The organism is Clostridium sp. AF37-5 (genome assembly GCF_003477605.1).
In the GTDB taxonomy this organism is placed as follows: Bacteria; Bacillota; Clostridia; order Lachnospirales; family Lachnospiraceae; genus Eubacterium_F.
In genome coordinates, this window is the sequence record NZ_QUDR01000036.1 from 490 (window position 1) to 11,047 (window position 10,558).

Below are 10,558 nucleotides of genomic sequence, written 5' to 3' on the forward strand. Positions count from 1 at the left end.
ACAGTTATCAAATCTGAAACAGGTCACAGGTGTAGTCTGTCTAATACTTTCCGACAGTAAATTTACCCCATCATGAAATAAATAGTTGTTTTTTTCTAGAAAATAGCATAAGATAATAACAATAGGACTCCCTGCACCTCTCACATATGTGATGTGTCCCATGGGGAGACATTTTTATTTTAGGAGAGAATTGTATCGAAAAAAAGAAAAAGAGAAAAACAAGAGCGGAAAAGTGAAAGCCAGCCAACATGTTTTATAATGCATTGGATTCTTTCGCAGAAAGGGGAAATAGGCATGAAAAAAATTTATTTATTATTATTTCTTTGTGCATGCATTACGTCGTGTGGCAGAGTAAATGAAAATGATATGAAACAAATTTCCAATAGTACACAAGGAACTCAGACAAATAAAGATAGGATATTTAGCATTGAAGATAGGGTATACACGTCCCAAAAACAAAAGAGTAAATGGTGGAATATTCATTATCCAAAGTTAGAGGGCGAAAAAACAGAGTCTTGTAATAAAATCATTCTATCGCATATTAAAAAACTGATGGGAGAAATTGATTTGAAACAAGAAGTTGCTATCACATTAAATTATGATGTCAAAACACAAACGGATAAAATTTTATCTGTTCTATTTACTGGAGATTATTATGCAAAAGGGGCATTACATCCTATAAATGTATCTTTTTCTGTGAACTATGACTGGGGAAAAAACAGAGAATTATTGCTGAAAGATGTAATTATTGAGTCCGATGAGTTTATGACAAAATGTAAAAAAGCAGTTTTTCAGCAATGCGGGAAAGAATTTCAAGAAGCATTTGGTAAGCTTTCGGATGAACGAATAAAAGAACAGATTTTTGAGCAAGAAGATCAGTTTTACTTAGAAGATGGAGATATAAATGTTCGGTTAGCAATTCCGGCTGGGTCATATTATTACCAGTACGTTAAGGTGGAAAAGGTACATTACAAAAATTGACAAAGATAGACACATATGCTATACTGAACAAAAAAATAGGGGAGGACGTTATGTATAAGATTGTTATTTGTGATGATGATAAAAATTTTATTTCCTATATGAAAGAAATGCTTTTGCGATGCGACTTGAGTGAGCGTCAAGTTATCTTTTATGAAGTTACGTCGGGGGAAGAGTGTCTTCTTACAGTAGAGAGAATGACATCTTGTGACTTGATCATTCTTGATATGCAGATGAGTGGAATGGACGGACATGCCACAGCAAAGCAGTTCAGAAAATTATTTCCGGATTCTTTATTAGTATTTTGTTCTGGTGTATCAAAGCCTACGGATGAATCATTTAAAACCACACCTTTTCGATATTTGCGGAAAAATTATGGAGATGACAAAATGTTATTGGAGTTGACCGCAGTAGTAGAGAAAATGAAGCAAATGAAAAAAAGAACCTATGTAATGGGGAAAAATCACATGAATATAGTGAAGGTGTATCCAGATGATATTTTATACATAGATAATTATAAGCGCGGAAGCGAAATCCATGTGCAGGAGAATTATAAAGACTACTCATTTGAGGATAGGATTACGACAAAAAAGAAGTTGGCAGAGCTGTATACGGATTTGAAGGGATACGGTTTTGAATATGCCCATAATAGTTATATTGTAAACTTAAATCATGTCGTTAAATTAAAATCAGAGGGTGTGATAAAACTATCAAACGGAGAAGAATTGAATGTTTCACGTTCCAGAATGCCAGAGTTCAGACGGGCACTGGCTGCGGTAATGAGTGAAAAATATAAATAAAGACGGAGGATAAAGTGAAGGTATTAAGTGTTGTAATAAGCTGCATCATCGATGTGTATTTGTTCCATTTGTTTTTTCAAAATTATTTTAGCAAGAGAAAGTTCTTTGCTGATTCAGTATTAAAAGAAAAGAGCTGTCAAATCGGCATCGTTATTCTATTAACCATATGCAACCTTTTGGGGAATGGGGATGTTAATATTTTAATTACGCCTGCATTATTTTTCTTGTATACGGTTTTAGAATTTCAGGGAAAAGTATGCTATCGTTTGTTATGCTTTGCTACGATGTTTTGCGTTTTGTGTGGATGTGAGTTTTTATTTATGCTTTTGGTACATCCGGATGCATCGGATTACAAAAATTCCACATTGATTATGATTTTGATGCTTGTCATTAAATTTCTCACCTATATACTGGTTCTGATTACGAATCAAGCAATAGGCAAACGAAAGAGAATACAAGACTCCAAAATATTTATTATGTATATGATGATTCCGGCTGCAAGCTTATTTGTTATGATAATTGTATTCTATTCGGGAGCAGTTCATCATATGGCAGGGTATGCGAGTGCATTCCTTGGGTGCAGTTTTGCGGTCTTGTTTTTGGGGAATGTAATGAGTTTTTATGCATTTGAACGGTATTCGGAGCGCTTATATGAAACGATGGAACAAAATATCGTAATTATAAAGCAGAAAAAAGACTTGGAATATTATATGCAGATATCGGAAATTGACAAGAAACAAAAGGAACTGATTCATAATATTACGAATCAGATAAAAATGATTTATGTCTTTGCAAAGGATGGAAATACAAAAGCGATTTTAGAGTTGACGGATAGTATTGGTGCAGAAATGGAAAAGGATTCCAGGATGGTGTACTGCGACAATCCGGTATTGAATTCATTGTTAAATGAAAAAAGACGGGAAGCAGGGAATTCACACAGCCTTTTATGTAGAACCCGGAGTTTTATTACAACATGTGGCACCGATGGATTTGATTTCCATGCTTGGCAATCTTTTGGATAATGCAATTCGTGCGGCTGCGGAGACGCAAGGAGAAAAGTATATTAAGAGTTACATTTATATGAAGGAAGTAGGCGGTTTCTGCGTAATAAAAATCACAAACCCATTTGAAAATATAAAACATACGCAGGATGGAGACTTTGCTACTACAAAAAAAGATGATGGCATGCATGGAATCGGACTTCATTCCGTGCGGCGGATTGCAGAAAAATATGGTGGATGTTTGATGTGTACGGCAGAGGATAAAACATTTGAAACGGTGTTGCTAATCTCTATTGATGAAGAAATATAGCAAAAGTGGCCCCTCATTCTGCAAAAATTGTCGCTTTTGTTGAAACTTTTGGTGAAATAGGTATAGTAAAAAGTAGCGCAGATAGCGGGGAGAAGTAGTTATTGAAAGAAGAGGAGTTTAAGAATGAAACGTGTGTGTTTGAAAATGTGTGTTTTCATATTTGTGATAGCAGCAGTATCAGGTTGTGGGAAAGTTGAAACCAAAGATGCTAAAAAGAAACCAACAGAAACAAGCGAAATACATAATGAATATTTTCCATATACAGAAAATTGTCAAATAAAAGTTTCCGGGCGGTTCTATTTTTCAGATTTATTGGAAAAAGAAACAACGATGTTTGTCAATAGAGAAAGAAAAGGCAAAAGGGGAGAAGTATGGCACATTTTTTTTCAGCGAGTGGAGTATGATTCTTATGATAGCGATGGACGATACCACATGCCGAAGGAATGCTTAGATATGTACTATTTTTTGGTCAAGCAAGATAGGATATACTGGTATTGTATGCCGCATATGCCGGATAATGAAATGAAAACTTTTTGTGAGGAGGGGCGAATACCAGCAGAATACACTCATATTATTTGCCAGAAGGCTGAAATGAAAGATGTTTTATCGGAGGAAGAATCTGGTGAACATGAGCGAATGTTGATTTATGGGAAAAAGAAAGATGTTAGACAGTATAATACATGGACTGTAAAGAAAGATTTTTCAGATGTACTTAGCATATATACTGTTTCATTTAAAAAGAATATTGGACTCGTTGCGTATAGTTGTTCCTGGACAGCAGCTGGAAAAAACACTGTTGAGCTTTGGGATAAAAGATATGTTTCGAAGCGGGCTAAAAAAAGTTTCAAGTATAATTGATAGAGGAAGAAGATGAGCTGGAAAAAGATTTGCTATGTGGATGTGACAACAAAAGCATGGAAAATACAACACATAATGTGAGTATGCACAATTAATACATATGACGAGATACTGCATTATTAATACGTTGGTTTTGTAAAATATACTAAGGAATATTACAGAAGAAAAGATATACCTAATGGTGTACGATGAAGAAATTGTATTTAAACATTTATGAAAGGAGATATAGTGAGAAAAAAGGGGAAATTAATAATTAGTTGCTGTATTTTATTTGTAATTATGTTATTTATAGGATTGGTATATTGGATATTGATTTCTATTCCAAGAGAGAGGATGAAAGGATGCTATTTTGGTTATGAACAAATGCCAATAATGTCAAACGAAAAATATACTGGTAAAATTGATGCAAAAATGGAACATATTCTAATTGAAGATCATGCCGGAACAAAAGTAACAGAGCTTGATTTATTAGGTAATAGCCTAGATCGAAACTTGATTATATGAGGGGGAAAATTAGAAATGAGATTTTTGAAATTCTTTGGTTTATTTGTGATATGTTTATTTTTTGTTTCGTGTGGTCTGCATCAGGATAGTACTACAGAGAAGCAAAGACACTTTGACTCGTCATCGAAGCAGAACTCCCTGGAAAAATCTAAATGGAAGAGTTCATTTTGGGTAGAAGCTGATAAAGATACAAAGTCGGGATATCCATATATGAATAATGATCGTTCCGGAAGAACCATTTGCAAAGATGGTAATTATCTTTATGCTGCTGAAAATAATGGAAGCGGTTCAACTCTTTATCGATACAAAGGAAAAGATAAGGAAATTATATATAAAAGTAAATTTGGTCAAATATATTTTTTGAATGCAAAAAATGGTTGTATTGTGTTTGAGTTAATTGAGAAGAAGGGAAGAAATCGGGAAATAGATAATTACACAATTATTAGATTAAATTGCAATGGTGCTAGTGTTGATGTAAAGCAGATAGATGGGATCGTAAATGATCTATGGTTGTATGATAATAGGATATATTATTCCCTTTTTACTAAAATGGGAGGAAAAAATATTGAATCAATGGATTTAAATGGTGAAGATGTTAAGGTTCTTGTGAAAAAGGAAAATGGGGTATATTTTTATGTTTCAAACGAGAAAATATACGTGGTTTATGAAAACGAGGATAACGAATGTGAATTATATCAGATGGATTTGGATGGTTCTAATCAGCAGTTAATTTTAAAATTTGCAGCATATGCGGATAGCGTATGTTTACATAAAGATGCTGTTTATTTTCGGAAACCAGGAGATGAGGTTGGGGAGGAAGAGTATTTATATCAGTTTTGTTATGGAGAAAAGAAAGAAAAGTTATTAATTGATGATGCAGTTGCAAAGTGTTTTTTTAGTGGGGAAAGTATTTATTTTCAATCAAATTATGGGGATTGGGTGAAAAAAATCAATTTGTCAAATGGAAATAAAAGTATAATATCAAATAAGGGAATTGCAAAGTGGGGCTGCTTTGATATTGTTTTAGGAAGAAAAATTTTTTGGGGGTGTGAAAATGGAAAATTAATTTATGTAGATAGCAATACTGGAAAAGACTTGAGTTGAGAGCAGATAAGATGGTGTAAAGTGTATTGAAACTGTCTCAGGTGTTTGAAATATGAAGAGTATCAATACTATCCGAACCTATGATATAGCAATCGTGTTTTGATTTGGATAAGTAAATACCAACATAAAAAACATTCTATGTATAAAGTTTACGCTGTGTTTCTGCAAACTTTATGTTGAATGTAGCATAACATCATGCGTTATCTAACTAATAAACAAATAGACATAGAGTTGTGGTTAAAGCCTTTAAAGGAAACAGTCAGCTTATAGGGAGGTTGTCGTAGGTGAATTTACTAATTCATAGTGTTTATAATTGAGTATATAGAAAATAATTTAGAAAGGAAGATGTGTAGTGAATTTTAATTTTCTTATGGGTTCATTATACTATGTGAAAAGATGAAAAATAATATATGCATAATATTTATTAGTTTGATTTGTATATTTTTGTCAGTGGGTTGTGGCGGCAAAAAGATCAAACAAAAGACAGAAGTTAAAAACGATATGACATTGTCGCAAGAGAAGCGAGATAATGTAGGGAAGTACCTTTTTAATGCGGATGAGATGGAATCGATTGAGATAAGCGGGAAGGATTTACGGAAAAGGAAGAAATGTGAAATGTCGACGGAGATAACGAAAGGAGAAACATTAGGTTTCGTAATTAAACGTGAGGATGTAGGTGAAGGTATTTCGATGAAGGTTTTTTCGGAAAACCAAAGTATTGATTTAATTAGTAATTTAGGAGAATCATTAGAAGAGAAGTGGGCAGGAGCGAAAAAAGGTTTCTTTTATCAAATGGCTGCCTGTGATATTAATGGCGATGGAGAAAAAGAAATCATAATTGCTGGAGGAAATAAGAAGGATGTATTGGAACTGTGTGTACTTCAGGTAAAGAAGAATTTAGAACTTGGATATGGGGAGGAAGAGGAAGAAAATCCCCAATTAATAAAAAGCATTAACGGAGGCTACAAAGCTTATCTTAACGATAAAAGAAAGATTTGTGTTATAAAGTAGGATGCTACCATGTAAATATAAAACGGATAACACCATGATATGAAGAAGGAGAAATTAATGAATGAAAAAAATAATTATTTGGGGAATTAATGTTATAGTTATTATTCTAACTGTGTTTTTGGTGAGTTGTATTATTAGAAATAATGCAAATAGAAGTAATGATAATTGGAATACAGGTTGAGATAGTTGACAAAATGCCGCTTATTGCGAAGGTAATTATTATTCCGGGTGTCATATTTCTTATTTGGGTTATTCTTATATCTTTTGGCTTTGTCTCAGAAAGTGTTAGTGATTGGATAAGTAATGTTATAGATTTTTTATTAGTATTAGGAACGGTGCCATTTATATGGGGTGCTGTAAATGAATACCATCGTGCAGAGAGAGAAGAACAGTAGAACATTGGTGGAAGAAAAACGGTATCTGTGAACAAGATTATTCTAATAGATTTATAGGTTACGGGTTGACAGACTCTGTCAACTAAAATTATGATATCGATATAACATAAGTGCACATAATGTTATATTAAAATATTTGGAGGAAAAAAGAAAATGAATGGATTAAGATATATAAGAAAACAGTGTAATTTTTCTTTGAGTCAGTTGGCTGAGAGGTTGGAAGTTTCGAGACAAATAATAAGTGCTTGGGAAAATGGGAAAAAGGAAATTCCAGAAATGAGAAAGAAGCAATTGGCAGATTTTTTTGGTATTGACAAGTGTTTCTTTGATGAAATATCGGAGGAACAGAAAAGAATTTTGTTAGACAAGGCAATGTTTAGATATATCGAAGATGGTGAGGAAACTTATCGTTATAAGCCTGATAAGAATACGAAAAAGCTGGTTGCATATTTTCCACCAGAACATGAAATGAGTTTGAGCGAGGAACTTATTGAGTTGCAAAGGAAGCAAAAACAATTACTGGATCGTATAAACCATATGATTTCAGGTCCTAAACAAGTAAGTCTTAGAGACCAAATGTGTTTTATTACGAGGGGAGTAGAAGTTTTTAGCATGATAGCAGATGCTATGGATGGATGTTTTTCAAAAGAAATACAATATAAAATGCCATATTATTTTGGAATACTGGAGGTTTTGCGAGCAATGAATATTGTGATAAATTTGTCAGATGATGAGCACAGGGATAATGTATCAGATGACGAAAATTTTAATGAATTAGTATCGGTCATAAAACGGGTATTTGAGAATATGATGGATAAGACAAGCATACCGGTGAACAATTCAGAAAAGAATAATGGTAATAATAAAGAGGTATTAACGATGCAGGAGAAAATACATATGGCAGAGGAAAGTTATAGTAAATTTGAGAAACCAAAGGATATGAAGATGTATTCCGTATATTTAGATTAAAATGCAAAATCCAGTGTGAGTGGGATGATTATTGGACAGCTGGGAATGTATTATATACTCAAAGAGAACCTTTAAACCTTATAATTTTGAATTTTGTAGGAGGTAGAGAGATGAGAGATTGGATGGATTTTGATGGCGACGGTGAGGTGGATAGCTGTGAGAGGATGTTTGCTGAAGAAATACTTTGCACGAGTAAAGAAGAGCATGAGGCATTATTTGGAGATGCTGGAGATTTCGATGACGATATGGAAGATGATTTTGAAATTGATGCCATGGCAGCAGGCCTTGATGTTGATGAGTTAGAACTTATGGATCCGGATGAGAGGGCAGAGGCGTTAGAAGAAGCCGGCTTAGATCCGGATGACTATGATTTTTGCTAGGGCTAAAAAGGCATGTTGATTAATATGAGTTGTTATCTGCCCTCTAAACTGGTATGATAAATTTATCAATAGGAGGACCGTGATTATCATGAGAATACTTATGTTAGGAAACAGTTTTACCTCGGCTAACAATCTTCCCCAATTAATTGCAAAAAGAACCGGTGCGGAGGTTGTAGCACATACAAGAGGTGGTGCAAGGTTAAGGGAACATTTGAATCCTAATACAAAAATGGGAGCAAAAACATTAGCGGCATTGAAAGAGGAACCGTGGGATTTTGTTATTTTGCAGGAAATGAGTAACGGACCGATTACCTCGAAAGAAAGTTTTCGTGACAGTGCAGGAGATTTGTGTGATTTGATATGGTCGATAGGTGCAAAACCGGTTTTTTATGCGACGTGGGCTTATCAGAAGGACTGCGCTAAACTTGTAAAACTTGGGCTTTCATATGATGAAATGTATGAGCAGATGCATGAAAGTTATTATGAAGCTGCAAAAGAAAATAAAGCACTTATTGCGGATGTAGGGACAGCATTTTATGAAAATTCAAGTGATACACCTATTTATGCAGATGATGGCTGCCATCCGAGTGCTGTAGGAAGTGAAATTGCGGCTGATGTCATTTCAGAAATCATCAGAAATAACTATAGGCAATTGGCAGCAAATGATGGAGATGAATTTTGTCCGCGATGTGATGCCAATTTAACATTGCAAAAAGGTTATCGCAACGATTTGCCTTACTGGGTTTGCAAGGGGTGTGGAGAGATGCTGATAAATCCGCGTGTGGAAACAGACAATGAGGTGGCGTGGATTTGCGACCAATGTGAAGCCCTGCTGAATGAACAAGATGGTTTTAGCGAGAACTGTGATAGTTGGAAATGCACAGAGTGTGGCTTTGTAAACCGAATTGATACGAGTATGATTTATTTGTCCGAGGCTGAATATCAGATGTCGCTTTCGAATCCTTATAAGGGAATGACGGATGAAGACGTAATTGAACTTATGAGTTATGAAGAAATCAGCAATTTGGATGAAAGAGAAAATGTTGTACTCGTAAAAATGGATGGGAAAAATTATGTAAAGAAAATTCTCAGTACATATAATGAAAGTGTATATCGGTATCTTATATGTCATCCAATTGCCCATATGCCACAGATTTCTAAGGTTTATCGAGGTGACAGGTATTTAGTGATTATTGAGGAATACATCGAAGGAAGTTCATTATCGGAATACCTGAAGAAAGGAATATTTAAGCCTACAGAGGCAGTGCATATTGTCAGAAATTTATGTTGTATTTTAAATGAATTGCATACACTGGAGTGCCCAATCATTCATCGGGACATCAAACCATCAAATGTTATGCTCACCAAATCAGGAGAAGTGGTGTTACTCGATATGAATGTAGCAAAATGGTATGATTCGGAGGAAAAAGAAGATACAAGACTGCTTGGCACCAAGGACTATGCGGCACCGGAGCAGGTCGGATATGGGATGAAAGCGTCTTCAAATAAAACCGATATTTATGCAGTTGGGATTCTTTTAAATGTAATGCTTACCGGAAAATTTCCGAAAGAGAAACCGGCACAAGGAAAATTGTGGAATGTTATAGAACGGTGCATATCTTTAGATGCGAATTCCAGATATCGTGCAGACGAATTAATTGAACGATTGGACAACTATTTAGGGGAGAATACGAATGCAGGAAAAAAGGACAGATGAACTGGATGAACTTTTGGAAAAAATGAAGCCTGAGCAATTAGGCGATTATTACAAAGACAACAAAAAATATATGGCAGATGACAAGAAAACATTTTCTTATTATATGAAAGATGTTTTGGCAAATAAGAATTTAATGTGTACGAATCGAAAAATATGTTTGAAGGATATTTATTCAATTGCCGGTGTCTCTGAATCTTACGGCGAGAAAATTCTAAATATGGAAAAGCATACGAAAAACCGCGATTTGATTCTTCGATTTTGTATAGCGGGACATTTTTTGCTGGATGAAGTGAACCGGGCACTTAAATTATATGGAATGAATCCATTGTATGCGAAGGATAAGAGAGATGCCTGTTTCATTGTCGCAATTAATAATAGGAAATATGAATTGTTTGAAATTGATGATATGCTTGAGAGGCAGGGGCTAAAAAAAATATCAAAAGAAGAATAAGCAAAATCCTCACCGTTTTGGTGGGGATTTCAGACTGTAGACAAAGTCCACGACAAATGTCGTGGATTTTTCTCGTATTA

The 10,558-nt window shown here is 34.5% G+C and carries 12 protein-coding genes; all 12 read left to right on the forward strand.

The window, feature by feature from the left end; all coding sequences use genetic code 11:
• Window positions 1-294 precede the first annotated feature (294 nt).
• The 12 genes from DW019_RS14310 (at window position 295) to DW019_RS14370 (ending at window position 10,478) form a co-directional block, all read left to right on the forward strand.
• Complete coding sequence (locus tag DW019_RS14310; protein ID WP_117480174.1) at window positions 295-981, forward strand: hypothetical protein; 687 nt, start codon at window positions 295-297, stop codon at window positions 979-981.
• A 50-nt stretch (window positions 982-1,031) separates the two neighbouring features.
• A complete protein-coding gene (locus DW019_RS14315; protein WP_117480173.1) occupies window positions 1,032-1,778 on the forward strand; it encodes a LytTR family DNA-binding domain-containing protein in 747 nt (248 codons plus the stop codon).
• 14 nt (window positions 1,779-1,792) lie between these two features.
• Window positions 1,793-2,800, forward strand: coding sequence for a hypothetical protein (locus tag DW019_RS14320; protein WP_118444005.1), 1,008 nt, complete (start codon window positions 1,793-1,795; stop codon window positions 2,798-2,800).
• A complete protein-coding gene (locus DW019_RS14325) occupies window positions 2,763-3,089 on the forward strand; it encodes an ATP-binding protein (RefSeq protein ID WP_182431161.1) in 327 nt (108 codons plus the stop codon). The genes DW019_RS14320 and DW019_RS14325 overlap by 38 nt, the downstream gene beginning before the upstream one ends.
• 123 nt (window positions 3,090-3,212) lie before the next feature.
• Complete coding sequence (locus DW019_RS14330) at window positions 3,213-3,947, forward strand: hypothetical protein (RefSeq protein ID WP_118444007.1); 735 nt, start codon at window positions 3,213-3,215, stop codon at window positions 3,945-3,947.
• A gap of 228 nt (window positions 3,948-4,175) precedes the next feature.
• Window positions 4,176-4,451, forward strand: coding sequence for a hypothetical protein (locus tag DW019_RS14335; protein ID WP_118444008.1), 276 nt, complete (start codon window positions 4,176-4,178; stop codon window positions 4,449-4,451).
• A 15-nt stretch (window positions 4,452-4,466) separates the two neighbouring features.
• The gene (locus tag DW019_RS14340; protein WP_118444009.1) at window positions 4,467-5,555 is read left to right on the forward strand and encodes a DUF5050 domain-containing protein; all 1,089 of its coding nucleotides are present in this window, start codon (window positions 4,467-4,469) and stop codon (window positions 5,553-5,555) included.
• A gap of 396 nt (window positions 5,556-5,951) precedes the next feature.
• Entirely contained in the window at window positions 5,952-6,566 is a 615-nt protein-coding gene (locus tag DW019_RS14345; RefSeq protein WP_147353040.1) for a hypothetical protein, read from the forward strand.
• Window positions 6,567-7,114: 548 nt separating this feature from the next.
• Entirely contained in the window at window positions 7,115-7,930 is an 816-nt protein-coding gene (locus DW019_RS14355) for a helix-turn-helix transcriptional regulator (protein ID WP_022375764.1), read from the forward strand.
• Window positions 7,931-8,040: 110 nt separating this feature from the next.
• A complete protein-coding gene (locus tag DW019_RS14360; RefSeq protein ID WP_118444012.1) occupies window positions 8,041-8,310 on the forward strand; it encodes a hypothetical protein in 270 nt (89 codons plus the stop codon).
• 88 nt (window positions 8,311-8,398) lie between these two features.
• Window positions 8,399-10,027 carry a protein kinase gene (locus tag DW019_RS14365; protein ID WP_118444013.1) on the forward strand — a complete coding sequence of 543 codons (1,629 nt, stop codon included), beginning with the start codon at window positions 8,399-8,401 and terminating at the stop codon, window positions 10,025-10,027.
• On the forward strand, window positions 10,005-10,478 hold the full coding sequence (locus tag DW019_RS14370) for a hypothetical protein (protein WP_022375761.1): 474 nt from the start codon (window positions 10,005-10,007) through the stop codon (window positions 10,476-10,478). The genes DW019_RS14365 and DW019_RS14370 overlap by 23 nt, the downstream gene beginning before the upstream one ends.
• Window positions 10,479-10,558: the final 80 nt, after the last annotated feature.